The 23,220-nt window shown below is 65.2% G+C and carries 25 protein-coding genes; 7 read left to right on the plus strand and 18 right to left on the minus strand.

Going from position 1 to position 23,220, the window contains the following annotated elements:
- The first annotated feature begins 29 nt into the window (after positions 1–29).
- On the plus strand, positions 30–692 hold the full coding sequence (locus BMW75_RS11915; RefSeq protein WP_092579511.1) for a glutathione S-transferase family protein: 663 nt from the start codon (positions 30–32) through the stop codon (positions 690–692).
- A gap of 19 nt (positions 693–711) precedes the next feature.
- On the opposite strand, the gene BMW75_RS11920 is transcribed toward BMW75_RS11915, so the two are convergent.
- The 3 genes from BMW75_RS11920 to BMW75_RS11930 are packed head-to-tail and all read right to left on the minus strand — an operon-like array spanning position 712 to position 3,578.
- Positions 712–1,839 carry a deoxyguanosinetriphosphate triphosphohydrolase gene (locus tag BMW75_RS11920; protein WP_076521888.1) on the minus strand — a complete coding sequence of 376 codons (1,128 nt, stop codon included), beginning with the start codon at positions 1,837–1,839 and terminating at the stop codon, positions 712–714.
- Positions 1,840–1,863: 24 nt separating this feature from the next.
- Entirely contained in the window at positions 1,864–2,940 is a 1,077-nt protein-coding gene (gene aroB, locus BMW75_RS11925) for a 3-dehydroquinate synthase (protein ID WP_076518347.1), read from the minus strand.
- Positions 2,937–3,578, minus strand: a complete 642-nt coding sequence (locus BMW75_RS11930) for a shikimate kinase (protein ID WP_092579512.1) — start codon at positions 3,576–3,578, stop codon at positions 2,937–2,939. Before BMW75_RS11930 ends, aroB begins: the two co-directional genes overlap by 4 nt.
- A gap of 114 nt (positions 3,579–3,692) precedes the next feature.
- On the opposite strand from BMW75_RS11930, the gene BMW75_RS11935 reads away from it, so the two are divergent.
- Positions 3,693–6,140: a penicillin-binding protein 1A gene (locus BMW75_RS11935; protein WP_092579513.1), complete on the plus strand. Its 2,448-nt coding sequence runs from the start codon at positions 3,693–3,695 to the stop codon at positions 6,138–6,140.
- 37 nt (positions 6,141–6,177) lie between these two features.
- Here BMW75_RS11935 and cyaY read toward each other — a convergent pair whose 3' ends face one another.
- A complete protein-coding gene (gene cyaY, locus BMW75_RS11940) occupies positions 6,178–6,507 on the minus strand; it encodes an iron donor protein CyaY (RefSeq protein WP_076518344.1) in 330 nt (109 codons plus the stop codon).
- 55 nt (positions 6,508–6,562) lie between these two features.
- On the opposite strand from cyaY, the gene BMW75_RS11945 reads away from it, so the two are divergent.
- Together BMW75_RS11945 and lysA are read left to right on the plus strand one after the other, a co-directional pair.
- Positions 6,563–6,727 (plus strand): LPS translocon maturation chaperone LptM, encoded by a 165-nt coding sequence (locus BMW75_RS11945; protein ID WP_256381721.1) that lies wholly within the window; start codon positions 6,563–6,565, stop codon positions 6,725–6,727.
- Positions 6,724–8,016 (plus strand): diaminopimelate decarboxylase, encoded by a 1,293-nt coding sequence (gene lysA, locus BMW75_RS11950; protein ID WP_092579516.1) that lies wholly within the window; start codon positions 6,724–6,726, stop codon positions 8,014–8,016. Before BMW75_RS11945 ends, lysA begins: the two co-directional genes overlap by 4 nt.
- Before the next feature lie 70 nt (positions 8,017–8,086).
- Here the strand turns inward: lysA and ccsB are convergent, their stop codons facing one another.
- The 3 genes from ccsB to BMW75_RS11965 all read right to left on the minus strand — a co-directional run bounded on the left by ccsB (position 8,087) and on the right by BMW75_RS11965 (position 12,344).
- A complete protein-coding gene (ccsB, locus tag BMW75_RS11955) occupies positions 8,087–9,433 on the minus strand; it encodes a c-type cytochrome biogenesis protein CcsB (protein WP_092579518.1) in 1,347 nt (448 codons plus the stop codon).
- A gap of 8 nt (positions 9,434–9,441) precedes the next feature.
- Positions 9,442–11,523: a cytochrome c biogenesis protein ResB gene (locus tag BMW75_RS11960; RefSeq protein ID WP_175493152.1), complete on the minus strand. Its 2,082-nt coding sequence runs from the start codon at positions 11,521–11,523 to the stop codon at positions 9,442–9,444.
- 119 nt (positions 11,524–11,642) lie between these two features.
- Positions 11,643–12,344 (minus strand): c-type cytochrome, encoded by a 702-nt coding sequence (locus BMW75_RS11965; RefSeq protein ID WP_092579569.1) that lies wholly within the window; start codon positions 12,342–12,344, stop codon positions 11,643–11,645.
- A 264-nt stretch (positions 12,345–12,608) separates the two neighbouring features.
- Here BMW75_RS11965 and yihA point away from each other — a divergent pair, with 264 nt between their 5' ends.
- Positions 12,609–13,232 (plus strand): ribosome biogenesis GTP-binding protein YihA/YsxC, encoded by a 624-nt coding sequence (yihA, locus tag BMW75_RS11970; RefSeq protein WP_092579522.1) that lies wholly within the window; start codon positions 12,609–12,611, stop codon positions 13,230–13,232.
- On the plus strand, positions 13,229–14,245 hold the full coding sequence (hemB, locus tag BMW75_RS11975) for a porphobilinogen synthase (RefSeq protein ID WP_076518339.1): 1,017 nt from the start codon (positions 13,229–13,231) through the stop codon (positions 14,243–14,245). Before yihA ends, hemB begins: the two co-directional genes overlap by 4 nt.
- An 18-nt stretch (positions 14,246–14,263) precedes the next feature.
- On the opposite strand, the gene BMW75_RS11980 is transcribed toward hemB, so the two are convergent.
- From BMW75_RS11980 to cutA, 3 genes are all read right to left on the minus strand, one after another.
- Positions 14,264–15,145 (minus strand): DMT family transporter, encoded by an 882-nt coding sequence (locus tag BMW75_RS11980; RefSeq protein WP_092579571.1) that lies wholly within the window; start codon positions 15,143–15,145, stop codon positions 14,264–14,266.
- A 213-nt stretch (positions 15,146–15,358) separates the two neighbouring features.
- Positions 15,359–17,248 carry a protein-disulfide reductase DsbD gene (gene dsbD / locus BMW75_RS11985; RefSeq protein ID WP_092579524.1) on the minus strand — a complete coding sequence of 630 codons (1,890 nt, stop codon included), beginning with the start codon at positions 17,246–17,248 and terminating at the stop codon, positions 15,359–15,361.
- Positions 17,248–17,595 (minus strand): divalent-cation tolerance protein CutA, encoded by a 348-nt coding sequence (gene cutA / locus BMW75_RS11990; RefSeq protein WP_092579526.1) that lies wholly within the window; start codon positions 17,593–17,595, stop codon positions 17,248–17,250. The genes dsbD and cutA overlap by 1 nt, the downstream gene beginning before the upstream one ends.
- A 121-nt stretch (positions 17,596–17,716) precedes the next feature.
- On the opposite strand from cutA, the gene BMW75_RS11995 reads away from it, so the two are divergent.
- Positions 17,717–18,169 carry an HIT family protein gene (locus tag BMW75_RS11995; RefSeq protein WP_092579528.1) on the plus strand — a complete coding sequence of 151 codons (453 nt, stop codon included), beginning with the start codon at positions 17,717–17,719 and terminating at the stop codon, positions 18,167–18,169.
- Positions 18,170–18,260: 91 nt separating this feature from the next.
- On the opposite strand, the gene rplQ is transcribed toward BMW75_RS11995, so the two are convergent.
- The 8 genes from rplQ to secY all read right to left on the minus strand — a co-directional run bounded on the left by rplQ (position 18,261) and on the right by secY (position 23,214).
- Positions 18,261–18,653 carry a 50S ribosomal protein L17 gene (rplQ, locus tag BMW75_RS12000; RefSeq protein WP_006389635.1) on the minus strand — a complete coding sequence of 131 codons (393 nt, stop codon included), beginning with the start codon at positions 18,651–18,653 and terminating at the stop codon, positions 18,261–18,263.
- A gap of 186 nt (positions 18,654–18,839) precedes the next feature.
- Entirely contained in the window at positions 18,840–19,826 is a 987-nt protein-coding gene (gene rpoA, locus BMW75_RS12005; RefSeq protein WP_008169002.1) for a DNA-directed RNA polymerase subunit alpha, read from the minus strand.
- Positions 19,827–20,052: 226 nt separating this feature from the next.
- Complete coding sequence (gene rpsD, locus BMW75_RS12010) at positions 20,053–20,676, minus strand: 30S ribosomal protein S4 (protein ID WP_006389633.1); 624 nt, start codon at positions 20,674–20,676, stop codon at positions 20,053–20,055.
- A gap of 11 nt (positions 20,677–20,687) precedes the next feature.
- Positions 20,688–21,089 (minus strand): 30S ribosomal protein S11, encoded by a 402-nt coding sequence (gene rpsK, locus BMW75_RS12015; RefSeq protein ID WP_006216516.1) that lies wholly within the window; start codon positions 21,087–21,089, stop codon positions 20,688–20,690.
- 15 nt (positions 21,090–21,104) lie between these two features.
- Positions 21,105–21,470 (minus strand): 30S ribosomal protein S13, encoded by a 366-nt coding sequence (gene rpsM / locus BMW75_RS12020; protein ID WP_008168996.1) that lies wholly within the window; start codon positions 21,468–21,470, stop codon positions 21,105–21,107.
- Between the two features lie 43 nt (positions 21,471–21,513).
- On the minus strand, positions 21,514–21,627 hold the full coding sequence (gene rpmJ / locus BMW75_RS12025; RefSeq protein ID WP_003806928.1) for a 50S ribosomal protein L36: 114 nt from the start codon (positions 21,625–21,627) through the stop codon (positions 21,514–21,516).
- A gap of 34 nt (positions 21,628–21,661) precedes the next feature.
- Complete coding sequence (gene infA / locus BMW75_RS12030) at positions 21,662–21,880, minus strand: translation initiation factor IF-1 (protein WP_003806927.1); 219 nt, start codon at positions 21,878–21,880, stop codon at positions 21,662–21,664.
- An 8-nt stretch (positions 21,881–21,888) separates the two neighbouring features.
- Positions 21,889–23,214, minus strand: a complete 1,326-nt coding sequence (gene secY, locus BMW75_RS12035; protein ID WP_043519460.1) for a preprotein translocase subunit SecY — start codon at positions 23,212–23,214, stop codon at positions 21,889–21,891.
- Positions 23,215–23,220: the final 6 nt, after the last annotated feature.

A 23,220-nucleotide genomic window follows, 5' to 3' on the forward strand; every position in this document is an offset into this window, starting at 1 on the left:
CCAACCTTCCCTTCTTGGAAAGCACCAGCATGTACACCTTGATCATCGGCAACAAGAACTACTCTTCCTGGTCCATGCGTCCCTGGATCGCGTTGCGCCAGGCGGGCATCCCGTTCACGGAGCAGAAGGTGGGACTCTTCACCGACGAGTTCTCGCAACGCGTGGGCGCGGTGTCGCCCGCCGGCCTGGTGCCCGTGCTGCTGGACGGCGATTTCGCGGTCTGGGATACGCTGGCCATCTGCGAATACGCCGCCGAGCGCCATCCCGAGGTGGGCTTGTGGCCCAAGGATGCAAAAGCCCGTGCGCGGGCGCGGTCGCTTGCCGCGCAGATGCACAGCGGTTTCGGCGCCCTGCGCCAGGCCATGCCCATGAATGTCGAGGCCAGCCTGCCCGGCATCGATTTCCCCGAGGCGGCGCTTGCCGACGTCGCGCGGGTACAGGCCATCTGGCAGGAAACGCGTGCGCAGTTCGGCCAGGGCGGCCCGTTCCTGTTTGGCGCGTTCTCGATTGCCGATGCTTTCTTCGCGCCGGTGGTCTCGCGCTTTACCACCTACGGCATCGCCGCGTCGGGGCCGGTGCGCGAATACATGGATGCCGTGCTGGCGCTGCCGGCGATGCAGGAATGGACGCGCGACGCGCTCGCCGAGGCCACCTTCGTCGAGGCGGACGAGCCCTACCGCAAGCACCGCTGAACGCCAGCCAGCGCGCCTGCTACGCCATGTCGAACAGACGCTTGTGTTCGCGGATGGCGTAGCGGTCGGTCATGCCCGCGATGTAGTCGGCGATGGCCCGGGCCTGTTCATTGAAGTGGGCGCGTCGGTAATCGGGCGGCAGCAGCCGCGGATCGTCCAGGAACGCCGCAAACAGATCGCGCACGATGCGCCGGGCCTTGCGGGTCATGCGCAGCACGCGATAGTGCCGGTACAGGTTGTCGAACAGGAATTTCTTCAGCGTGTCGGCTTCGCGGCGGATCTCGTCGGAGAACCCAGCAAGCGGCGGCGAGCGCCGCACATCGTCCGCGCTGGCCGGCGCCGCATCGCGGATGCGCGCAAGCGACGTCCGCGTGAGATCGACGATCAGCGTATTGATCATGCGGCGTATCGTCTCGGACACCGCGCGGCGCGGCGCCAGGCCGGGATAGCGATCCAGCACATAGGCGTGATGGCGCTCGAAGATCGACACGTCCTTCAACTGTTCCAGCGTGATGAGCCCCGAGCGCAGGCCGTCGTCGACGTCGTGGTTGTTGTAGGCGATTTCATCGGCCAGGTTGGCCAGCTGCGCCTCCAGTGACGGCTGCGTGCGGTTCAGGAACCGTTCGCCCACGTCCCCCAGCATCCGGGCATGGGCGACGGAGCAATGCTTGAGTATGCCCTCGCGCGTCTCGAAGCACAGGTTCAGGCCGTTGAAGTCCGCGTAACGCTCTTCCAGCTCATCCACCACGCGCAGGCTCTGCAGATTGTGCTCGAAGCCCCCGGCCTCGGGCGCCAGCTCGCGCATGCAGGCGTTCAGTTCGTCCTGGCCGGCGTGGCCGAAGGGCGTATGGCCCAGGTCGTGCGCAAGCGAAATGGCTTCGGTCAGGTCTTCGGACAGCCCCATGCTGCGCGCCAGCGTGCGCGCGATCTGCGCCACTTCCAGACTGTGCGTCAGACGCGTGCGAAAGAGGTCGCCTTCGTGGTTGACGAAGACCTGCGTCTTGTACTCCAGCCGCCGGAACGCGCCCGAGTGGACGATGCGATCACGGTCGCGCTGGAATTCGGTGCGGTTTTCCGGCGGCGGCTCGGCGTGGGCCCGGCCGCGCGATCGGGACGGGTGGGAAGCATAGGAAGCCAGTTCATTCATCTGCAACACCGTCCGTCACTGCGTTTACCGGGTGGTTCGCGCCAGCACGGCGCGCACCGCGTCGTCGGGCGCCGGCCGGGTCACGGCCTCGCCGATGCGCGTCATGAGCACGTAGCGGATCGAGCCGCCTTCGGTCTTCTTGTCCACCTGCATCAGATCGAGCCAGCGGTCGGCGCCCAGGTCGGGCGCCACGGCCGGGCAGCCGATAGCCTGCACCAGCGCGCGCACGCGCTCCACGTCGCCGCGATCAAATCCGGCCACGTCCGCCGACAGCTCGGCCGCCTGCACCATGCCGCAGCCCACCGCCTCGCCATGCAGCCAGGCGCCATAGCCCAGGCCCGATTCGATCGCGTGGCCGAACGTGTGCCCCAGATTCAGGATGGCGCGCAGGCCGGACTCGCGTTCGTCCTTGCCCACCACCTGCGCCTTCAGCTCGCAGGAGCGGCGGATCGCATACGCGACGGCCTCGCGGTCCAGGGCGCGCAGCTTCTGCGCGTTGTCCTCGCACCAGCGCCAGAACTCGGGGTCCAGGATGAGGCCGTACTTGATGACTTCGGCCAGGCCCGCCGACACTTCGCGCGCTGGCAGGGTGCCCAGCACGTCGGTGTCGATCTCGACCGCGATCGGCTGGTAGAACGCGCCGATCATGTTCTTGCCGAGCGGATGGTTCACGGCGGTCTTGCCGCCCACCGAGGAGTCCACCTGCGCCAGCAGCGTCGTGGGCACCTGCAGAAAGCGCACGCCGCGCATGTACACCGCCGCGGCAAAACCCGTCATATCGCCGATGACGCCCCCGCCCAACGCGACCAGGACGCAGCGGCGGTCCAGCCGGTTGCCCAGCAGCGCATCGAAGATCAGGTTCAGCGACTGCCAGTCCTTGTAGGCTTCGCCGTCAGGCAGTTCGATACGCAGCACGCGCTTGCCCGTGCGCGCCAGCGCGGCTTCGGCGCGCTCGGCGTACAGCGCGGCCACCGTCGGGTTGGTCACCACCGCGATCGCGGTCGCGTCCGCGGGGATGCATTGATCCAGGGCGTCCAGGCGGCCGGGACCGATGTGGATCGGATAGCTTCCGCCCGGGGTTTCGACGTCGACAACGTTCATAGGTGCTTCTCGAAAGCTTGTAATTGCGGCAGCAGCGCCTTGACCAGGGTGTGGATGGGCATCGACCCCGTTTCCACCACCAGATCGGCCACTTCCTTGTAGAGCGGTTCGCGCTGGGTCATCAGGTCGCGCAGGGTGCCGCGGGGATCGGCGGTGGCCAGCAGGGGCCGATTGCGGTCGCGGCAGGTCCGGCGGAACAATTCGTCCACGCTGGCCCTTAAATAGACCACAATGCCGCGTTCGCGCAGAAGCTGCCGGTTTTCGGCGGCCAGGATGGCGCCGCCGCCGGTGGCAAGAATTATGTTGCGCCGTTGGGTACACTCTTCCAAGGCGGCGGACTCTCGGCGACGAAAACCGGCTTCGCCCTCGATTTCGAAGATTACCGGCACCCGCACGCCGCAACGCGCCTCGAGCTCATGATCCAGATCCATAAAGTCGCGCCCCAGCGCCCGCGCCAGGCTACGGCCTATGGTCGTCTTGCCGGCCCCCATCATCCCGACCAAAAATACCGGCAGGTCGTGCGGCAACGACACGGTCTTGCCTGCGCACTCGACGGCGCAAGGCGGGCTTTCGGGCGCTGCGTCGGCGCGCGCCGGGTCCGGGGCAGCCTCCGGACATGAGTTAGCGGCAAAGTTCATGCCGGCATTATCACATTTGCCGCCAGTTGCCCGCGCACCACACTGAACTATTTTGTTACAGAAACCGATCCCCCGCGATAAGGCGGGCCCGGAGATACCCGTAAAATCGCCGCGATGAGCAAGCCCCAGAATTCCTCCAAAAAAGACAAGCCCGCCAGCAGCGGCTCCCCGATACTGCGGTTCTTCATTAAAACCGGCATCCTTTTCGCCGGCCTGTTCCTGTGCGGCGTACTGCTCGCGGGAATGGCGCTGGCGCTTGCCTGGCCCAATCTGCCCGATCTGAACGCCATGACGGACTATCGGCCGCGGGTCCCGCTGCGTGTTTACACGGCGGACCGCGTCCTCATCGGCGAATTCGGCGAAGAACGCCGCAACGTGCTGCGCTTCAACGAAATCCCGGACGTCATGAAGTCCGCGGTGCTGGCCGCCGAAGACGACCGCTTCTACCAGCACGGCGGCATCGACTGGATGGGCGTGGTGCGCGCGGGCCTGGCCAACCTGGTCAGCATGTCCAAGACGCAGGGCGCCAGCACGATCACGATGCAGGTCGCGCGCAACTTCTACCTGTCCTCCGAAAAGACCTACTCGCGCAAGTTCTATGAACTGCTGCTGACCTTCAAGATTGAATCCGAGCTCACCAAGGACCAGATCCTTGAGCTCTACATGAACCAGATCTACCTGGGCCATCGCGCCTACGGTTTCGCGGCCGCCTCGCGCACGTACTTCGGCAAGCCGCTCGCGGAAGTCACGCCGGCCGAAGCCGCCATGCTGGCCGGCATTCCCAAGGCCCCTTCGCGCTTCAACCCCATCGCCAACCGTCCCCGCGCCGAACTGCGCCAGCGATACGTGCTGGGCCGCATGCACTCGCTGGGCTACCTGACCGAGCCGGAATACAAGCAGGCGATGGCGCAGCCGATCGTCATGAAGTCCGCCGAAGGCACGCCGGCCGGCGGCTACTCCATCCATGGCGAATACGTGGCCGAGCTGGCGCGCCAGCTCCTCTACAACGTGTACCAGGACAACGTGTATTCGCGCGGCCTGAACATCTACACGACCGTGCAGTCCAAGGACCAGGAAGCGGCCTACCGCGCCGTGCGCGAAGGCGTGCTGGAATACACGCGCCGCGCGCCCTACCCCGGTCCGGAAGAACAGCTCGACCTGCCCCCGGGCACCGAGAACAACCCCGCCGCGCTGGACGAGTTCCTGGACGGCGTGTTCGACAAGTTTTCCGACAGCGGCGACCTCCTGACCGCCGTGGTGCTGTCGGCCAGCCCCACGGAAGTGAAGCTGGCGCGCAGCTCGCGCGAGATCATCACCGTCACCGACAAGAAGGTGCTGGGCGTGGTGGCCCGCGCGCTCAACGACAAGGCCAAGCCGGAGCAGCGCATCAAGCGCGGCTCGGTCGTCTACATCCGCAAGTTCGGCGACAACTGGGAAATCATCAACCTGCCTTCGGTGCAGGCGGCCTTCGTGTCGCTGTCGCCGCAGGACGGCGCCATCCGCGCCATGGTGGGCGGGTTCGATTTCTATCGGGGCAACTTCAACCGCGTGACGCAGGCATGGCGCCAGCCGGGCTCGAACATCAAGCCCTTCATCTACGCCGCCTCGCTTGAACGCGGGCTTACGCCGGGCACGCAGATTTCGGACCAGCCGTTCGAACTGACCGCCGCGCAGACCGGCTCCAAGGCCTGGAACCCGAAGAACTACGGCAACCAGTACGAGCCCATGCTGACGCTGCGCCAGGGCCTGTACAAGTCCAAGAACATGGTGTCGATCCGCATCCTGCAGGCCATCGGCCCGCAGTATGCGCAGGACTACCTCACCCGCTTCGGCTTCGACAAGGCCCGCCAGCCCGCGGTGCTGCCGCTGGCGCTCGGCGCGGGCTCGGTCACGCCGCTGCAACTGGCCGGCGCGTTCTCGGTGTTCGCCAATGGCGGCTACCGCGTCACGCCCTTCCTGATCGATCGCGTCACCGACAGCAGCGGCAAGGTCATCATGCAGTCCAAGCCGGTCGTCGCCGGCGACGCGGCCGCCCGCGCCATCGACCCGCGCACCGCCTGGGTCATGGATGACATCCTGCGCGGCGTGGCCACCTACGGCACGGCGGCGCGCGCCCGGGTCCTGCTCAAGCGCAGCGACATCGCCGGCAAGACCGGCACGACCAACGAATCCGTGGATGCGTGGTTCTCCGGCTACACCCCCAGCCTCGTGGCCACCGCCTGGCTGGGCTTTGACCAGCCCAAGTCGCTGGGCTCGCGCGAGACCGGCGGCGGCGTGGCCATGCCGATCTGGGTGGACTACATGCAGGAAGTCTTGAAGGGCGTGCCGGAAGAAAAGCCGCGTCCGCGTCCCGAGGGCCTGCTCGTCGAAGGCGGCGAGTTCTATTTCTCGGAATTCCCGCCCGGACAGGCCGTGGCCCGCCTTGGGCTGCCAGAGGCCGACACGCTGGGTGAGTTCCTGAATGGCCTGACCAGCAGTTCGGGCGAGGACACCCGGATCAAGGTCGCGCCAGGCGTGGGAACGCAGACCAACACGCCCTGGTCGCAGAAGATTCCCTTCTGACGAAAAAATGGCCGGCCTGACAGGCCGGCCATTTTGTTTACAGCCTGATCGTCACGGGGACGCCGGCCGCGGCGGAGCAGATCTGGGACAAGGCATCCGGCAACTGCGGTCCGCCTCGGGTATCGTTCCAGTGCTGGCCATCGTAGCGGTAGTGAAAGCCGCCGCTGCGCGCAGCCACCCACAGCTCCTGCATGGCGGCCTGGCTGTTCACCACGACGTGGGTGTCGTCCTCGAAAACCAGGGTCAGCACATTGCCGCTGCGGCTGGTTTCGACGTCGACGTCGAGCGAAGCCGCCCAGTCATCGGCCTGGCTTTCGATGCTCTCCAGCACCTGGTCGATCAACGCAAGAAATTCGGTTTCGGTCATAATCGAGCCTGCAAGAATTACGGAGTTCCCAGTGTTCCAATTGGCATACAGCCGCATGGCTCTTCGCATTGTAGCCACGCTGATGGCGACCGGCATGATGGCGGCCTGCGGGTACAAGGGGCCTTTGTACATGCCTCCGCCCCCTGAAGGCCAGGCGCCGGCCCGCACGCCGCAAAGCCAGCCGAAGCCGGTGATCCCCCCCGCGCCGGCCATCCCATGACGCCCGCGTTCCCGACGCCCCCAGCGCTGGCCGGCCACCCGTACTTCCAGTACCGCAATAATGCGTTGTACGCCGAAGACGTGCCGCTTGACCATCTGGCCGAACGGTTGGGAACTCCGCTTTACGTCTACTCCCGCGCGGCCCTCAAGGCCGCGTGGCAATCCTACGCCAGCGCCATCGGGCCGCGTCCCGTGCTGGTCTGCTACGGCATGAAGGCCAATTCGAATCTCGCCGTCCTCGCGGAATTCGCGCGGCTGGGCGCGGGGTTCGACATCGTGTCCGGCGGCGAACTCAAGCGCGCGCTCGTGGCGGGCGCAGATCCTTCCCGGATCGTGTTCTCGGGCGTCGGCAAGCAGGAATGGGAAATGCGCGACGCGCTGCAGGCCGGCGTGAAGTGCTTCAACGTCGAGTCTCTGGACGAACTGCACCGCCTGTCGGACGTCGCCGACGCCGTGGGCCTGCGCGCCCCCGTGTCGCTGCGCGTGAATCCCGACGTCGACGCCCGCACGCACCCCTACATCTCGACGGGCCTGAAGGAAAACAAGTTCGGCATCGCCATCGGCGACGCGCTGGATGCCTACCGCACCGCCCAGTCGCTGCCCGGCATCCGGATCGTGGGCGTCGATTGCCACATCGGCTCGCAGCTCACCGACATCAGCCCTTATTTCGACGCGCTGGAAAAACTGCTGAACCTCATCGAAGGCCTGGACCGGGCTGGCATCCGCATCGAGCACCTGGACCTGGGCGGCGGCCTGGGCATCCGCTACGCGGACGAGACGCCCCCGTCGCCCCGCACCTTGCTGGACCGCGTCTTCGAGCGCCTGGACGCGCGCGGACAGGGCCACCTGCAGCTCGTGCTCGAGCCCGGTCGCTCGCTCGTGGGCAATGCCGGCGTCCTGCTCACGACCGTCCAATACATCAAGCATTCCGAAGCCCGCAACTTCGCCATCGTCGACGCGGCCATGAACGACCTGCTGCGCCCGGCGCTCTATGACGCCTTTCACGGCGTGCAGCCCCTGCGCCCGCGGGCGGGCGACGCCGCCGAATACGACATCGTCGGCCCGGTGTGCGAAAGCGCCGACTGGCTGGCCCGGCAGCGCGCGCTGGCCATCCGCCAGGGCGACGTGCTCGCCGTGGAATCGGCCGGCGCCTACGGCATGACCATGGCCAGCAACTACAACTCGCGCCCGCGTCCGGCCGAGGTCATGGTCGACGGCGATAAGTACTACGTGGTGCGTCAGCGCGAAACCTTCGCGGACCAGATACGGGGCGAGTCGCTGCTGCCTTGAACCGGCGCGCCGCAAAAAGCAAAGGCCCCTGCATGCAGGGGCCTTCGTCCATCTGGCGGGTCGCGACGGCTCAGAGCTGGCCGTACGAGTGCAAGCCCGACAGGAACATGTTCACGCCCAGGAAGGCAAAGCCGGTGATCAACAGCCCCATCAGCGCCCAATAGGCCGCCATCGCGCCGCGCAGGCCCTTGATGAGGCGCATGTGCAGCCAGGCCGCGTAGTTCAGCCAGACGATCAGCGCCCAGGTCTCCTTGGGATCCCACTGCCAGTACGCGCCCCAGGCGTCCGCCGCCCACAAGGCCCCCAGGATGGTGGCCACCGTGAAGAAGGCGAAGCCGATCGCGATGGCGCGATACATGATGTCGTCCAGCACTTCCAGCGACGGCAGCGCGTCGGCGATGCGGCGCCGGCCCAGCAGGATGGCGCCGACGATCACCGCCCCCACGCCGAAGTACAGCATCCACGTCGCCGACAGGCCATCGGTGCGGAACACCATCGGCTCGGCGCACAGCAGCACGCCCAGGATGAACAGCGGCGCAAGCTTGGCCCAGGAGGTCGTCTGCCCGTGCTGCTTGATCAGATACGCAAAGCCCACCATCGCCGCCAGCGAGAACGTGCCGTAGCCGATGAAGTTGGCGGGCACGTGCAGTTTCATCCACCAGCTCTTGAGCGCGGGCACCAGCGGCTGGATCTGCCCCGCGTCGCGCGTGAACGAATACCACAGCAGGAACACGACGGCCGAGGTCACCACCAGCAGCACGAAGCCGCCCAGCGCGCGCGTGGCGTACTTGCGCTCGTAGTAAAGGTAGAAAAGCGCCGTGATCAGGCAAAACAGGACGAAGACTTCATACAGGTTGCTGACCGGGATATGGCCCAGGTCAGGCCCCATCAGATGGCCCTCGCGCCAACGCACGAGCAGGCCGGTGACGCCGGCGAACACCGCGCCCCAGGTCAGCGCCGTGCCCAGCCATGCGGCCGTCGGGCTGAAAACGCCGATCCAGTAGCACACCATCGCCAGCGCAAACATCGCGCTCATCCACAGAATCGCGGACTGCGAGGAAAAGAGATACTTCAGGAAGAACACCTGCTCGGCGCGGGCCAGGTCGGTGCCGTAGAGCATCAGCGCCAGGCCCGAGGAGATCGCACAGGCAATCATCAGGCGTCGCAACGGGCGCCACAGCCAGCCCAGCCAGGCCAGCGCGGGCACCGTGCCGCACAGGATGATCTTTTCGTAGGAATCCATTGCGTGACCGTAGCGGGTCAGCGCGAATCCCGCCCCCACCGCCAGCAACAGAAAGAAGACGACATCGGTCCAATCCGGCTTGCCGCGTTGCGCGCGGCTGTCGCCCGTTTCGGACAGGGCATCCTGCCAGAGCGATTCAGGCGACGGGGGTTGCGTGGTGGTCGTAGTGGACATAAAAAACCTTAGGACCCTTTTTTCTGGCGCAGCAGCGCCTGCTTGAAGCGTTCGAACTCTTGGTTGAAGTCAAGTGTACGCTTCTGTGACGTCATGGCCGCCAGGATGCTGCTGCCGCCGCCCTGCGGCTTGACCCAGATCCAGATGCGGCGATCACGGATGTAGAACATGGAAAACACGCCCAGCACCAGCAGCAGGCTGCCCAGGTAGACGGTGTTCTTGCCGGGCGTGCGGCTGACCTGGAACACGCTCGCCTGCACATGCTTGAAGTCGGCCAGCGACAGGAAAACGGGCGCCGGATAGACGGTCAGGTCGGACAGCGCCGCCACCGCCAGGCGCGACCACACCGCCGCGCGCTCGCCTTCGGGGCCCTCGATCGCGACGGGAGCCTGCCCGGCGCGTTCGCGGGCGATGGCGCGCAGTTCATTCATGCTGGCGCCGATCAGGCGGATCACGACGTCGGCCGCGCGCTCCAGGTCCGCGGCGGGGGTATTGGCCTGCAGGAACGCGGCAACGGCTTGCAGCCCGCCGGAAGCGAAGGTGTCCAATGCACGTTCGGCCGCGGTCTGCAGCGGCTGGCGGTCAGCGCCGGAGGGGCTGTTGCGTTCGGCGAAGCGCCGCGCGGCTTCCTTGCGCGCGGCCGGGTCGGCCAGGGTGGCGCGCAGACGCATGAACTCGGCGATCGAGCTGTCGTCATCGGCCGGGATGCGCAGATAGCGGAAGGGCTCGGCGGCGTTGTTGCGCACGCCGGCCAGGAACACGGCCGCGCCATCCAGTTCGACGGGCAGCATGTAGTTCTGGAATTCATGCGCCTGGCCGGCGTCGTCGATCAGCTTGTATTCGACGCTGGGCCCCACGTTGCGCAGGTTTTCGTTCTTCTTGCCCGCCGCGCTGCCGGCGACCGAAGCGACGTGCTCGGCAAAGCTCTGGTCCGCGCCTTTGGGATCGCCGCGCGTCAGGTCCTCGACGTTGATCGGCCGCATCGCCGTGATCTCGATCCCCATGCTGCGCGGGCCCTTGGCGGTCTGGGCGGTGAGCTCGCTGGTCTTGCCCACCGTGCCATCGACGGAGAACGTGGCATCGTTGGCGCCCACCAGCGGATAGCCTTTGAGCACGACCGTGCTGCCGCCATCGTCGAAGCTGGATTGGTAGACCGTCATGCCCTTGAAGCGCAGCGGCTCGTTCACCTCGATGGTCGAATCGAAGGTCTTGCCCGTGTCCGGGTCCGTCACCTCGACTTCGCTGGCGAAGCGGCTGGGCATGCCGGTGGAGTAGTAATCGACGACGAACTTCTTCAGCTTCAGCGTGAACGGCATGGGCTGCACGAGCGCGCCGTCTCCAACCATCACGACGGCGGTGCTGGCCTGGCCGCCCTCGGGCACGAGCACGCTGGCGCGAAAGCTCGGGTTGTTGACCGACAGGCGGCCGCTCTCGGGCACCTCGGAGATCAGCATGTTATCCACGATGGGCTGCTTGCCGCCGAACATGACCTGCAGGCGCACCGGCAGCTCGCTGTCCAGCAGGCCGCCGATGCAGATGATGACCATGGCCGCGTGGGCGAACACATAGCCCAGGCGGTTCGCGCTGCCCTTCTTGGCCGCCAGCAAAACCCCGTCCTGGTCCTGACGCACGCGCACCGCATACCCGAGCCGTCCGAGCAAGGCCTTCAGGCCGGCCGCGGTCTGCGGCACGTCGGTGGTCGCTTCGGTTTCGACGCGGTGCGGGAACGCGCGCAGGCTGCCTTCGCGCACGTGCTCGCGGAATGACCGCGCGTCGCGCAGCATCTTGGGCGCATTGCGGATCAGGCAGACGGACGTGGACACGACCAGAAAGCCCATGATCAGCAGGAACCACCAGCTGTTGTAGACGTGCCAGATGGAAAACTTGTCGAACACCTCGAACCAGAACGGACCGAACTGGTCGATGTAATTGTTGGACGAGCGGTTCTGCTGGAGCACCGTCCCCACCAGGCTGGCCACGCAGATGAACATCAGCAGGCTGACGGCAAAACGCATCGAACCCAGAAGTTCAAAGAGATCGCCTGGCAGGCTGCGCAGAGAGGGGCGGGAGTGGGTTCGGGTCGAATTCATGAAAAAAGGGGGGCCGCGCGATCGGCTACCCCCCTCATAGACAGTGCGCGGCGGAACGAGGTTCCATCGCGCTCAAGTTGCGTCAACGCGGACCAGCCGCGCACGTTGCGGCCAATCGCTTACCGTAGTCCAGCCGCGTAATCCGACACCGCCTTGATGTCGGCATCCGACATGCGGTCCGCAATGGCGTGCATGACGTCATTCTTGCGGTCGCCGCTGCGGAAAAGCTTCAGCTGCTCTTCGATGTACACGGGGAACTGCCCCGACAGGCGGGGGTACTGGCCGGGAATCCCGGCGCCATTGGCAGAATGGCACGCCGCGCACGCGGGCACGTTGCGTTCGGGCAAACCGCCGCGCCAGATCTTTTGACCCAGCTCAACCAGATTCTCATGGCCGGCCGTGGCAGGCTCCTTGAGCGGCTGGGTCGCCAGGTACAGCGCGATGTTCTGCATGTCGGCCGGCGTCAGGTTCTGCACCATCGCCGTCATGGGACTGGGGTTGCCCTCCGGGCCATTGCGCACGGGCGTTTTGGCGCCTTCCTTCACCTTGAAGTCGGCAAGCTGCTTGGCCAGGTATTCGTGCGGTTGCGCGGCCAGGTTCGGGTTCACCGGAATGGTGCTGTTACCCGCCGCGCCGTGACAGGAGGCACAGGCAATGATGCCTCGGGACGCGTCGCCCTGGTCAAACAGCTGGCCGCCCTTCGCGGCATCTGGTTTGGCCGGGCCCGCAGCGCCGTCGGCGGCGAAACTCGTAGCAGAGAAGGCGGAGGCGCCGAGCAACAGCCCGCTCGCGACCAACATCCGGGACAGCACACGCTTCATGAAGACCTCGACGATCACATCGATCAAGGCGCAAAAAGGCGCCCACGCCTGCCCGCACTCGCAGTAAACCGTAACGAACCTGTTTTGCTTGTCCTGCTTGCGATCTTGCTGCGACGCTGCGGCAACCTGCCCAAGAGGGGGGCTCAAAACGGCTGGACGGCAACTAAACAGTAAGCAAAAAAGACGGCTCCGCGCACGGGGACCACTGTAGCAAACGCCGGATTATACAATAGGGCTCGAAACCAACCGTATCCAAAGCCATCCGTGTCCCTCCTACATCGCGCCTCTTTCCTCACCTCCGCGGCTCGCCTCGACCAGTTGCCGGCCGCCGGCGCTCCCGAGGTTTGCTTTGTCGGCCGCTCCAACGCCGGCAAATCCACGGCCATCAACGTGCTGTGCAACCAGCGCCGTCTTGCGTTCTCCAGCAAGACGCCGGGCCGCACACGCCTGATCAACATGTTCGGACTGCCGGACCCGCTGGATCCGGAAGCGCACATCGGCTATCTGGTCGACCTGCCCGGCTACGGCTATGCCTCGGTGGCCCGCAACGAAAAAGAAAAATGGGCGGACATCCTGGGCGGCTACCTGCGCGACCGTGAATCGCTGGCCGGCATCGTGCTGCTCATCGACATCCGACGCGGCGTCACCGAACTGGACCGGCGCCTGGCCAACTTCATCGCCCCCACCGGACGCCCGGTGCTGGCGCTGCTGACCAAGGCCGACAAGCTGCCCTACGGCCAGCGCATGCGCACCGTCTTCTCGGTCCGCAAGGACCTGGCCGACATCGGCGCGCTGCACACGATTCCCTTCTCGGCGCCCGAGCGCATCGGCCTGGAAGAGGCCGGCGCCCACATTGAAAATTGGATTTCCCCCAAGGTCGTACCATGAACCCGCAGATCATCACCCCTGAGTTTCCGGTTTCCCGCCCCCGCCGCCTGCGCCGCGACGACTTTACCCGCCGCCTGGTGCGTGAGAACGCCCTGACGGTCAACGACCTGATCTACCCGGTCTTTGTGGCCGAGGGTTCCGGCCTGCGTCAAGCCGTGGCGTCCCTGCCCGGCGTTGTGCGCTATTCCCTGGATACCCTGCTGCCCGTGGCAGAGGAATGCGTGGCGCTGGGCATCCCGGTGCTGTCCCTCTTCCCGGCCATCGACCCGGCCCTCAAGACGCCGGACGGCATCGAAGCCACCAATCCCGACGGCCTGATTCCGCGCGTGGTGCGCGAACTGAAGTCGCGCTTCCCGGAACTGGGTGTGCTGTGCGATGTGGCGCTGGACCCTTACACCAGCCACGGCCAGGACGGCGTCATCGACGCAGACGGCTACGTGGTCAACGAACCCACGGTCGAAATCCTGGTCAAGCAGGCGCTGACGCAGGCCGAAGCCGGCGTCGACATGGTCGCGCCCAGCGACATGATGGACGGCCGCATCGGCGCCGTGCGCCGCGCGCTGGAGGCCAATGGCCACATCCACACGCGGATCATGGCGTACTCGGCCAAGTACGCCAGCGCCTTCTACGGCCCGTTCCGCGACGCCGTGGGCTCGGCCACCAATCTGGGCAAGTCCAACAAAATGGCCTACCAGATGGACCCGGGCAACCTCGACGAGGCCCTGCGCGAAGTGGCCGGCGACCTGCAGGAAGGCGCCGACATGGTCATGGTCAAGCCGGGCATGCCGTATCTGGACGTGCTGCGCCGGGTCAAGGACACCTTCCGCGTGCCGACCTTCGCCTACCAGGTGAGCGGCGAATACGCCATGATCAAGGCCGCCGCCGCCAATGGCTGGCTCGACCACGACAAGGTCATGATGGAGGCGCTGCTGGCCTTCAAGCGGGCCGGCGCCGACGGCATCCTGACGTACTTCGCCATCGAAGCGGCCAAGCTGCTCAAGAACCAGCGCTAGGCTCCCCGCCCGGACCGGTCACGCCTTCGCGGCCGCGGCACGCCCCGGCTGCGCGCCGCGACGCAGGCCCAGCCACGTGCCGCCCAGCACGCAGCCCAGGCCGACCACGTGCGTCAGCGTGACGTGCTCGTCCAGGAACAGGGCCGCGAACAGCAGGCCGAAGATCGGCAGCCAGTTCACGAAGAGCGCCGCGCGGCTGATGCCCAGGCGGGCGATGCCCGCATTCCACACGATGTTGCTGACGCCCGACGCGATGACCGCCGAGAACATCAGCACGGCCCATGGCCACCACGCCATCTGCCACGTGCCGGCCTGGTAGGAACTCGGCGTCAGCGCGGCGTGGCCCACCAGCATCAACCCGCCGGCCAGGTACATGTACCAGAGCATCCCCAGCGGATCCATCATTCGCGACATCCGCTGGATGACCAGGCCGCCGAACACGAACACGAGCACCGCCACGAACACCACCGCGTCGCCCCAGCCGGTCAGCCCGAGCTGCGCGCCGCCGCCCACCACCACCATGCCCACGCCCACGAGGCCGAGCAGCGCGCCCGCGATACGGGTCGTGGTGAGCCTTTCTCGGTAGAAAATGGCGGCCAGGAAGGCGGACAGCAAGGGACTGGTGGCCATGATGAGCGTGCCGTTGGCCGCCGACGAGAATCGCAGGCCCGACACCAGCGCCACCTGATGCGCATACACCACCAGGAACCCCGCCAGCGCCACCCAGCCCAACTGCGCGCCGCCCAGTTTGGGAATGCGTCCGCCGCGCGCCTTGATGATGAGAGTGACCGTGATGAACGCAATCAGGATCCGCACGGCGGCCAGCGCCTGGATGTCCATGTGCTGCGTCAGGTACTTGATGGAGACGATGTTCAGGCCCCACGTGGCCATGACGAACATCAATTGAAGATAGATCAGACCGTGCCGGTCCTGGCTTGCATCAATTGGGGGGGACGTCACGGCGTCGGCCTGGAGGGAGTGGGATGCGCCGCGCGGGCGGCGAAGCGACCATGGTATATCGCCCCTTCCCTCGATTCAATCTGCGTGAGGCCGCGTTGCGCGCATCAGACGATGGCGTGCGCCTCGCCGCCCGTCTAGGCCCCCACGTCGCGCTCAGCGCATCAGGACGCGATCCAGCGACGCGGCAAAGCGCTTCGCATCCTGAAAGCCCACGACGCGCGCGTCGGCGATTTCCTTGCCGCCGGGTTCGAAGAACATGATGCCGGGCGGGCCGAACAGGCGAAAACGCTTGAGCAGCGCGCGGTCGTCGGCATTGTTCGCGGTCACGTCCGCCTGCACCAGCACCATCCCCGCCATCCGCTGCGCGACGCCGGCATCCGTGAACGTGAAGCGCTCCATCTCGCGGCACGACACGCACCAGTCCGCATAGAAATCCAGCATCACCGGCCGGGTGCTCTGCGCCAGCACCGCGTCCAGCTCGGCGTTGGTGCGCACGCGGGTGAATTTGATCTCGCCCTCGGCTGTCCCAGCGACCGGCGTCTCGCCACGCGCGGCCAGGTGCGACAGCGGCTGCAGGACATCGCGCCCGCCGCTGGCGGCGCCCACGAGCCACGCCGCGGCCGCCAGCGCGAGCAGCAATCCCAGGCCCTTGCCGAACATGCGACCGGCGCCGGCGCCCGGTGGCAAGGCGTCGAAGGCCCGCAGCATCACGGCCGAGACGACGGCCAGGAACGCCCAGCCCGTCATCTGGACCCACGTGGGCACCACGGGGATCAGCATCCACCAGGCGGTGGCAAGCAAGAGCATGCCGAACAACCGCTTCATGCCGTCCATCCAGGGTCCGGCCTTGGGCAGCAGGGCCGAGGACGACGCGCCAACGATCAGCAGCGGCACGCCCATGCCCCAGGCCATTGCGAACAACGCCGCCCCGCCCAGCAACACGTCGCCGGTCTGCGAGATATACAGCAAGGCGCCGGCCAGCGGCGCGGCCACGCAGGGACCGACGATCAGGGCCGACAGCGCGCCCATCACCAGCGCGCCGGTATAGCGCCCGCCCGGCACGCGCGACGAGCGCTCGGACAGCATGGCCTGGACGCCCGAGGGCATCTGGAACGTGAACACGTCGAACATGGCCAGCGCCAGCACGGCCAGCAGAATGGCGAAGAGGGTCAGGATCCACGGCGTCTGCAGCCAGGCGGCAAGGCCCGCGCCGCTCAGGCCCGCGGCCACGCCCAGGGCGGTATACACCACCGACATGCCCAGCACATAGGTGGCCGCCAGCGCCAGTCCGCGCCCCCGGCTGGGCCGCTGCTGCTGCGCCCCGCCCAGTACGATGGACGACAGGATGGGGATCATCGGCAGGACGCACGGCGTGAAGGCCAGCAGCAGTCCCAACACCAGGAAAACACCCGCCGTCTTGGCCCATCCGAGGCCGCCCAGGGCATCCGCCAGGCCTGTGTCGCCGGCGTTGACCAAGGCAGACAACCCGCCGGAAGCTGCTTGCGTCGGAGAGCCGGACCCGAGCCCCGTGCCGGCCACTGAATAGCCGTCTGCCACGGGCGTGAGCTTCACGATGCTGTCCATCGGCGGATAGCACAGCCCGGCGTCCGCACAGCCCTGACCTGTCAACGTCAGCGTGAATGGCTGTCCGCCCGCGCCCACCGGCACGCGGATCGTCACGTCCTTGTGGAAGACCTCCATGTCCTTTTCGAAGGTCGGGTCGTACTTGACCTCGCCCTTGGGATAGACGGGCTCGCCGAGCGTAGTGGCGTCGGGCGGGCTGACGGCGATCGCGAAGCGCTCGCGGTACATGTAGTAGCCGGGCGCGACCTTGTAGTGCAGCTCCAGCGTGTCCGCGGACGCCATCTGGGCGCTGAATAGGAAGGCCTTTTCAGGCTCGAGGAACTCGGTCTCGGCGCGCGCCGCCTGCCATCCCAGCAGCAGGACAGCCATCGCCAGCAGCATCAGGCAGTGCCTGAAAAGGCGGGAGATCGCGCTCTCGGCGCGCGCGGGCGCGCCAACCGTACCGGCAAGTTGCAACATCAGTTTCTCTTGTTCTGCGTAGGGGCCGTCTGCTCTCGCACCCAGTCCAGGTAGGGCGCCGCGCCGCCAATGACCGGCAGCACGATGATCTCGGGAACGTCGTAGGGATGCATCTGCGCCAGGACCTGCACGACGTCGGCGTGCCGGGCGTGGGTGGTCTTGATGTGGATGGGGATTTCTTCCGCGCCTTCGACCTCGCCGTTCCACATATAGATGGACAGTCCGGGAGCGCCGAGGTTCACGCACGCGGCCAACCCGTCCTCGACCAGCACGTGCGCAATGCGCTTGGCCAGCAACAGGTCCGGTGCATTGCTGATGACCAGCACGACGTCGTCATCGCGCAACATGGAAGCTCCTTGGGATACCCGCGTGGGATGTAACTCGGGGTATTTTATCGGTATTGCGGCCAACTCCCCGGAACAGCCGGGCGCCCGCCGCCGCGCCGTCATCTTCTACGCCGAGGCAAGCATGTCCGACAACTGCCTGTTCTGCCGCATCGCCCGTCACGAGATCCCCGCGCACGTCATCCACGAAGATGACCGCCTGCTGGCCTTCCTGGACATCCAGCCGGTGCGCCCCGGGCACACGCTCATCATTCCCAAGCAGCACTACCCCTACTACGAAGACATGCCCGCCGACCTGGCGGCGAGCATCGTCAATCTCGGCCAGCGGCTGGGCCGCCACATGAAGCGTCTGTACGGCGTCGAGCGCGTGGGTTTTGCGTTCACCGGCATCCACGTGACCCATGCGCACGCCCATGTCATCCCGATGCACCACCCGCAGGACCTGACGTCCACGCAGTACATCGAGCAGCAGGACCTGACCTTCAAAATGCCCGCCCAGCCGGCGCAGGAAGCGCTGGCGACCACCGCGTCCGAGTTGCGCGCGCAGTTGCGGGGGGGGCCCGAGCGCGCAGCCTGAGCGGGCGGCCGCGAGGCCACCGGCGGCGCGCCCCAAAAAAAACAAGGGCGGGTCCGAAGACCCGCCCTTGTCGCTTATCGAGCTGCCGAATTTACTCGGCGCTGTCCTCAGCGGCTTCATCGACTTCCGGACGGTCAACCAGTTCCATGAAAGCCATGGGAGCGTTGTCGCCTTGACGGAAGCCCATCTTCAGCACGCGGGTGTAGCCGCCGTTACGGGCCGCGTAGCGCGGGCCGATTTCGGCAAACAGCTTCACGACCGCATCGCGATCGCGCAGACGGGCGAAAGCCAGACGCTTGTTCGCGAGCGTGGGCTCCTTGCCCAGCGTGATCAGGGGTTCGATGACGCGGCGCAATTCTTTCGCCTTCGGCAGCGTGGTCTTGATTGCTTCGTGAGTGATCAGCGAAACAGCCATGTTGCGGAACATGGCAAGACGGTGACTGCTGGTGCGGTTGAGCTTACGCAAGCCATTACCGTGACGCATGATAAGTTTCCTTTGAATCTAAAGACGGCGTTTCCGCCATCGGGTTGCCGGCTCTTCTATCGACCTGCAATCAGGCCGCGGTCCGGTAGAAAACGGGGCATTTTACGACGGTTTCGCAAATCGCCCGGCGGTGAAGCCGGGCGCTGCGGGAGACGCCCCTGATCCGGGGCGGCACCCTTTCAAGACTTAGGGACGCTCCAGGCCCAGGGGCGGCCAGTTCTCGAGCTTCATACCGAGGGTCAGGCCACGTGCAGCCAGCACTTCCTTGATCTCGTTGAGCGACTTGCGACCCAGGTTCGGGGTCTTGAGCAGCTCGTTTTCGGTACGCTGGATCAGGTCGCCAATGTAGTAGATGTTTTCGGCCTTCAGGCAGTTGGCCGAACGCACCGTCAGCTCCAGGTCGTCGACCGGGCGCAGCAGCACCGGATCGATCTGCGGCGTGCCGCGGACCGGGGCTTCGTACGAATCGCCAGCGCCTTCCAGGGCGGCGAACACCGAGATCTGGTCCATCAGGATGCGGGCCGACTGGCGCACCGCTTCCTCGGGCGAGATGACGCCGTTGGTTTCGATGTCCAGGACCAGCTTGTCCAGGTCGGTACGTTGTTCCACACGGGCGCTTTCAACGGCGTAGCTCACGCGGCGGACCGGGCTGAACGAGGCGTCCAGGACGATGCGGCCGATGGTGTGGGTGCGGTCTTCCGACAGCGCGCGCACGTTGCCCGGCACGTAGCCACGGCCCTTTTCGACCTTGATCTGCATTTCCAGCTTGCCCGCTTCCGTCAGGTTGCAGATGGCGTGGCCGGGGTTGATGATCTCGACGTCGTGCGGCAGCTCGATGTCGCTGGCCAGCACGGTGCCGGCGCCGGACTTGCGCAGGACCAGGGTGACTTCGTCACGGTTGTGCAGCTTGAAGACCACGCCCTTCAGGTTCAGCAGGATGTCGACGACATCTTCGCGAACGCCGGGGATGGTCGAGTATTCGTGCACCACGCCCGTCATTTGCACTTCGGTCGGCGCGTAGCCGGTCATCGAAGACAGCAGGATGCGGCGCAGGGCGTTGCCCAGCGTGTGACCGTAGCCACGCTCGAACGGCTCCATCACGATCTTGGCATGGTGCGTGCCGACCGGTTCGACTTCAATGGAGCGCGGCTTCAGGAAACCTTGAGTGGACATTTACTGTGTTCCTTTTCAATACCCTCGGCTCGTTACACCGATAAGGCTGATGGACAGGTTGAAACTTGATGCTTGATGCACGGACAGCGCGAAAAAACGCCGCCCGATACTTACCGCAAAGCCCGCTCCACCAAACGGCGGAAAGCGGGCTGCTGCGGGACGTGCAAACGGATCGCGGGACCAGCTTGCCAGCGCTTCCGCGAAGGAGACGCGCCGGCAGGCGTGATTAACGCGAGTACAGTTCGACGACCATCGATTCGTTGATGTCGCGAGCGACGTCAGCGCGATCGGGGGCCGACTTGAACGTACCGGTCAGCTTGGTCGTGTCGACTTCCACCCACTGGGGGATGCCGATGCTGGTGGCCAGGTCGAGCGATTCCTTGATGCGGCCTTGCTTCTTGGCCTTTTCGCGGATCGAGATGACGTCGCCAGCCTTGACCAGCATCGAAGCGATGTCAGCCGTGTGGCCGTTCAGTTCGATGGCGCGGTGGCTCACCAGCTGGCGAGCTTCGGCGCGCGTCGAGCCGAAGCCCATGCGGTAGACGACGTTGTCCAGGCGCGATTCCAGCAGCTGGATCAGCGTTTCGCCGGTGTTGCCACGGCGACGCTCGGCTTCAGCGAAGTACTTGCGGAATTGCTTTTCCAGCACGCCGTACATGCGCTTGAGCTTTTGCTTTTCGCGCAGCTGCAGGCCGTAGTCGGAAGTGCGGGCACCCGAAGTGCGGCCGTGTTGGCCAGGCTTGGAATCCAGCTTGCACTTGGAATCCAGCGAGCGACGGGCGCTCTTCAGGAACAGGTCAGTACCCTCGCGGCGCGAGAGCTTGCATTTGGGTCCAATATAACGTGCCATGTGGATTCCCTTTAGATACGACGACGCTTCGGCGGACGGCAGCCGTTGTGCGGAACGGGCGTGATGTCGGCGATGGACGAGATCTTGATGCCCAGCGCGTTCAAGGCGCGAACCGACGACTCGCGGCCAGGACCGGGGCCCTTGATGCGGACTTCCAGCGTCTTGATGCCGTACTCGAGCGCAACGCGGCCAGCCGTTTCAGCGGCAACCTGCGCGGCAAACGGGGTCGACTTGCGCGAACCCTTGAAGCCAGCACCGCCCGACGTGGCCCACGACAGTGCGTTGCCCTGACGGTCGGTGATGGTGATGATGGTGTTGTTGAACGAAGCGTGAACGTGCGCGATGCCGTCCGAGACGTTCTTCTTGACCTTTTTGCGCACGCGCGAAGCGCCGCTGGTGGAAGCTTTCGCCATAATCCTGTTCCTCGATTATTTCTTCAGGGACGCAGCAGCACGACGCGGGCCCTTGCGGGTCCGGGCGTTGGTGCGAGTGCGCTGGCCGCGCACGGGCAAACCGCGCTTGTGACGCATACCGCGGTAGGTTCCCAGGTCGATCAAACGCTTGATCGAGAGCTGTACTTCACGACGCAGGTCGCCTTCAACCGTGAACAAACCAACATGTTCGCGGACGCGTTCCAATTCAGCGTCGCTCAGATCCTTGACCTTTTTGTCAAAGGGTACGTTTGCCGCTTCGCAAATCTTGCGAGCGCGCGTACGACCGATGCCAAAAATGGCGGTCAGGCCGATCTCGGCGTGCTGTTGCGGCGGAATGTTAATGCCAGCAATACGGGCCATGACTGTTCCTTGAATAAATCCGTTGCGTAGTCGCTAACCCGAGTTAGCCTTGACGCTGCTTGTGACGCGGGTCGGTGCAGATAACGCGCACCACGCCGTGACGTTTGATAACTTTGCAGTTGCGGCAGATCCGCTTAACCGATGCCATTACTTTCATGGTTGACTCCTAATTTTCCGTAATCCGGTTCCGCTCATTTGGAGCGGAAAACTATCCTGGCTCGCGTCAGATCATAGGGCGTGAGCTCCACTGTGACCTTGTCACCCGGCAGGATCCGGATGTAATGCATACGCATCTTGCCGGAAATATGGCCCAACACCACGTGGCCGTTTTCGAGCTTGACGCGAAATGTCGCGTTCGGGAGGTTCTCAAGAACCTCACCTTGCATCTGAATGACGTCGTCCTTGGACATTCTTTTGCTTACCGCATCGGCAAACCCGCGCCCTTGAAGTTCGCCTTCTTGAGCAACGAGTCGTACTGGTGAGACATCATGTAGGCCTGAACCTGCGCCATGAAATCCATCGTCACCACCACAATGATCAACAGAGACGTACCACCGAAGTAGAAGGGAACGTTCCAGCGCATCACCAAGAATTCCGGCAACAGGCACACCAACGTGATGTAGATGGCACCTGCGAGCGTCAGACGCATCAGGATCTTGTCGATGTAGCGCGCCGTTTGTTCGCCCGGACGGATGCCCGGAACAAACGCACCACTCTTCTTCAGGTTGTCCGCCGTTTCGCGGCTGTTGAAAACCAGAGCCGTGTAGAAAAAGCAGAAGAAAATAATCGCGACCGAGTACAGCGTGATGTAGAGCGGTTGACGAGGCGACAGGGCCGCAGCCAGGTCGCTAAGCCAGCGCATGTTCTCGCTGCTGGAGAACCAGCTCGTGATCGTGGCCGGGAACAGAATGATCGACGATGCGAAGATCGGCGGAATCACCCCTGCCATGTTCAGCTTCAGCGGCAAATGCGAGCTTTGACCACCGTAGACCTTGTTGCCGACCTGACGCTTGGCGTAGTTGACCGTGATCTTGCGCTGTCCGCGTTCCACGAACACCACAAAAGCGGTCACCAGCACCACCAGAGCCACGATGAACAGCGCCGAAAGCACAGACATCGCGTTGGTGCGGACCAGGTCCAGCAGTGCAGCCAGCGCCGCGGGCAGACCCGCAACGATACCTGCGAAGATCAGGATGGAAATCCCGTTGCCCAGACCGCGCTCCGTGATCTGCTCACCCAGCCACATGACGAACATGGTGCCGGTGACCAAGGTCACGACGGTCGTGAAGCGGAACAGCATGCCCGGATCGATCACCAGTCCCTGCTGGGACTCCAGCGCCACCGAAATGCCCACAGCCTGCACCAGCGCCAGCACGACCGTGCCGTAGCGGGTGTATTGGGTAATCTTCCGACGGCCGGCCTCGCCCTCTTTCTTGAGCGCTTCCAGCGACGGCACCACCACCGACATCAACTGCATGATGATGGATGCCGAAATGTACGGCATGATCCCCAGGGCAAAAATCGAGAAACGCGAGAGCGCCCCGCCCGAGAACATGTTGAACAGGCCCAGGATCCCGCCCTGGTTCTGACGGAACAAGTCCGCCAGCGCGTCCGGGTTGATACCCGGAACCGGGATGTGTGTACCCAAACGGTAAACCACCAGGGCGAGCACCAGGAACACCAGACGGCGCTTCAGATCGCCGTATCGTGCTCCGGATTTGCCCAATGCCTGCGCGTTAGCCACTCGTCA

It is taken from the genome of Achromobacter sp. NFACC18-2 (genome assembly GCF_900108985.1).
Classification (GTDB): Bacteria; Pseudomonadota; Gammaproteobacteria; order Burkholderiales; family Burkholderiaceae_B; genus Achromobacter.

What these genes read in the sequence shown, in the direction of transcription:
- rpsD (WP_006389633.1), bottom strand. Translation starts at nt 20,676, where the DNA reads ATGGCACGTTATATTGGACCCAAATGCAAGCTCTCGCGCCGCGAGGGT.
- rplQ (WP_006389635.1), bottom strand. Translation starts at nt 18,653, where the DNA reads ATGCGTCACGGTAATGGCTTGCGTAAGCTCAACCGCACCAGCAGTCAC.
- aroB (WP_076518347.1), bottom strand. Translation starts at nt 2,940, where the DNA reads ATGAACGTTGTCGACGTCGAAACCCCGGGCGGAAGCTATCCGATCCAC.
- BMW75_RS11930 (WP_092579512.1), bottom strand. Translation starts at nt 3,578, where the DNA reads ATGAACTTTGCCGCTAACTCATGTCCGGAGGCTGCCCCGGACCCGGCG.
- dsbD (WP_092579524.1), bottom strand. Translation starts at nt 17,248, where the DNA reads ATGTTGCAACTTGCCGGTACGGTTGGCGCGCCCGCGCGCGCCGAGAGC.
- rpsK (WP_006216516.1), bottom strand. Translation starts at nt 21,089, where the DNA reads ATGGCGAAAGCTTCCACCAGCGGCGCTTCGCGCGTGCGCAAAAAGGTC.
- BMW75_RS11945 (WP_256381721.1), top strand. Translation starts at nt 6,563, where the DNA reads ATGGCTCTTCGCATTGTAGCCACGCTGATGGCGACCGGCATGATGGCG.
- BMW75_RS11920 (WP_076521888.1), bottom strand. Translation starts at nt 1,839, where the DNA reads ATGAATGAACTGGCTTCCTATGCTTCCCACCCGTCCCGATCGCGCGGC.
- rpoA (WP_008169002.1), bottom strand. Translation starts at nt 19,826, where the DNA reads ATGTCCACTCAAGGTTTCCTGAAGCCGCGCTCCATTGAAGTCGAACCG.
- BMW75_RS11965 (WP_092579569.1), bottom strand. Translation starts at nt 12,344, where the DNA reads ATGAAGCGTGTGCTGTCCCGGATGTTGGTCGCGAGCGGGCTGTTGCTC.
- infA (WP_003806927.1), bottom strand. Translation starts at nt 21,880, where the DNA reads ATGTCCAAGGACGACGTCATTCAGATGCAAGGTGAGGTTCTTGAGAAC.
- BMW75_RS11915 (WP_092579511.1), top strand. Translation starts at nt 30, where the DNA reads ATGTACACCTTGATCATCGGCAACAAGAACTACTCTTCCTGGTCCATG.
- rpsM (WP_008168996.1), bottom strand. Translation starts at nt 21,470, where the DNA reads ATGGCCCGTATTGCTGGCATTAACATTCCGCCGCAACAGCACGCCGAG.
- cutA (WP_092579526.1), bottom strand. Translation starts at nt 17,595, where the DNA reads ATGTTGCGCGATGACGACGTCGTGCTGGTCATCAGCAATGCACCGGAC.
- BMW75_RS11995 (WP_092579528.1), top strand. Translation starts at nt 17,717, where the DNA reads ATGTCCGACAACTGCCTGTTCTGCCGCATCGCCCGTCACGAGATCCCC.
- ccsB (WP_092579518.1), bottom strand. Translation starts at nt 9,433, where the DNA reads ATGTCCACTACGACCACCACGCAACCCCCGTCGCCTGAATCGCTCTGG.
- lysA (WP_092579516.1), top strand. Translation starts at nt 6,724, where the DNA reads ATGACGCCCGCGTTCCCGACGCCCCCAGCGCTGGCCGGCCACCCGTAC.
- BMW75_RS11935 (WP_092579513.1), top strand. Translation starts at nt 3,693, where the DNA reads ATGAGCAAGCCCCAGAATTCCTCCAAAAAAGACAAGCCCGCCAGCAGC.
- rpmJ (WP_003806928.1), bottom strand. Translation starts at nt 21,627, where the DNA reads ATGAAAGTAATGGCATCGGTTAAGCGGATCTGCCGCAACTGCAAAGTT.
- hemB (WP_076518339.1), top strand. Translation starts at nt 13,229, where the DNA reads ATGAACCCGCAGATCATCACCCCTGAGTTTCCGGTTTCCCGCCCCCGC.
- cyaY (WP_076518344.1), bottom strand. Translation starts at nt 6,507, where the DNA reads ATGACCGAAACCGAATTTCTTGCGTTGATCGACCAGGTGCTGGAGAGC.
- BMW75_RS11960 (WP_175493152.1), bottom strand. Translation starts at nt 11,523, where the DNA reads ATGAATTCGACCCGAACCCACTCCCGCCCCTCTCTGCGCAGCCTGCCA.
- BMW75_RS11980 (WP_092579571.1), bottom strand. Translation starts at nt 15,145, where the DNA reads ATGTTCGTCATGGCCACGTGGGGCCTGAACATCGTCTCCATCAAGTAC.